At 38.7% G+C, this 1642-nt stretch carries 2 protein-coding genes; both read right to left on the bottom strand.

Going from position 1 to position 1642, the window contains the following annotated elements:
* Positions 1–87 precede the first annotated feature (87 nt).
* Positions 88–423 carry a hypothetical protein gene (locus ASU03_RS18505; RefSeq protein ID WP_057833243.1) on the bottom strand — a complete coding sequence of 112 codons (336 nt, stop codon included), beginning with the start codon at positions 421–423 and terminating at the stop codon, positions 88–90.
* A gap of 2 nt (positions 424–425) precedes the next feature.
* Positions 426–1256, bottom strand: a complete 831-nt coding sequence (locus tag ASU03_RS18500; protein ID WP_057833242.1) for a hypothetical protein — start codon at positions 1254–1256, stop codon at positions 426–428.
* Positions 1257–1642: the final 386 nt, after the last annotated feature.

Raw genomic sequence — 1642 nt, 5'->3', positions numbered from 1 at the left:
CCGCTGAATAACATGTTCCGCCACGCCCGCTAATGAAACTCTTGATTTTCTTGGCATAATTACAATCTACTGAAGATACAATTTACCTCAGTATAGGTCACTTAAAACGGCTCTGACCCCTTTTATTACTGCAATAATTATTAGCGTATCCAAATAGGCCTGTGCCATATCTATTTTGATATTTTCTATAACGTCGCTGCTTAATGCTTCGGCGTTAGCGCCAATCGCACCCAGCATTGCCGAGTCATTTAAAAAGTCTAATGCTGCCCGTCCTGCGATAGTATCACCCTCGGCAACGCCGACTGCCCACCCCGCATAAGCGTAGCCATTCTCCAACATCGCATTATAAAAATCGCTGATTTTACCAGCACCAAGTAATAGTTTATATGAATTCAATACTTCTATTGAAAGTGTATTTGCCATGTTCAATTCCTTTTGTGTAATTGGTTTGAGGTTGCAGCATTAGTATTAACCTCGAAGTTATAAATTAATTTACTTACAGATTGCTGAATTTCTTGCCAGTGGGGAAGAAGGCCTTTACGATAACTGATACTAATATGAGCTTTCATTCTTGGACTTAAACTAAAGTACTGCTGGCACGATGCCGCTGCATGAGTTCTATTACTGCATGTTATAAAAGTTGTTACATGACCAGCTTTATTTTGAACAAAATAAACATTTTTATCCCTGATATCAGTGCCTCTGCCAAAATTAACACTCCTTTTACCAACATCAACACCAGATCCTGTTGGGGTATAGCCCGTCAATCCATAAGTCTCATTAGGCAAAGGATGATAAATAAAACACTTTAAAAAACATGGGAGTGTAGGATTAATATAACTCTCTTTTCTGTTATCCAAATGATTTTCAATACCATAGAATTCACCTGTATTAATACCTACTCGCAGCCACATTGTGGTACGAATATTTTTCTCTTCTTTTGTTTTAACTTTAACTGAAGCCATATCTGGGTAGCGCACTTCAAAACCAAAACTACGCAGTTTGGATTGGTAGGCAGAGTCAACTTTTGTTCCTGTTTTTTTCTCCATAAAGTGCGGCTCTTTGTTGTACTCAACAAAACGGGCATAATCTCTAGGGATTTCAACTGTTACACCGCCCAAATCCCCCATCACAGGGCTATCTTGTTGCAGTAAACCACCACGTAAATATGCAGCGTATAAAAAAAGTAATACAACGCTAATCAATATTACGGTAAGAGAAATTAATAGTATTTTTTTAAATTTATTAAATAACATATACATACCTTTATAATGTCTTCTCAAAGCTAACGCTCACGCGCCCCTTCACTGACCCCACGCATTAATGGCGCTAATAAAAACTCCATTAATCGCCTAGTGCCGGTTTTAATTTCTACTGTGACTGACATGCCGGGTTTTAGTTTGACCCACTTGCCATTTACGTTTATTTTGAATAAAAGGGGTCAGAGCCGTTTTATGAATAAAAGGGGTCAGAGCCGTTTTATAATAAAAGGGGTCAGAGCCGTTTTAAATTAAGCACTCACGTCTACCGCTTTCTTCCAACCAATAGGCCTACCACGTTTTCCTTCAATTACAGACCTGCCGCTTAGCGCTTCCACTTTAAATTTAAACTGCTCATTTCCAAGCGCTAAACCCTTATTCGT

It is taken from the genome of Colwellia sp. TT2012 (assembly GCF_001440345.1).
GTDB lineage: Bacteria > Pseudomonadota > Gammaproteobacteria > Enterobacterales > Alteromonadaceae > Colwellia.
Note: the sequence above shows the minus strand (reverse complement) of the source record. Positions and strands in the feature narration are given on the sequence as shown.

What these genes read in the sequence shown, in the direction of transcription:
- ASU03_RS18505 (WP_057833243.1), bottom strand. Translation starts at nt 423, where the DNA reads ATGGCAAATACACTTTCAATAGAAGTATTGAATTCATATAAACTATTA.
- ASU03_RS18500 (WP_057833242.1), bottom strand. Translation starts at nt 1,256, where the DNA reads ATGTTATTTAATAAATTTAAAAAAATACTATTAATTTCTCTTACCGTA.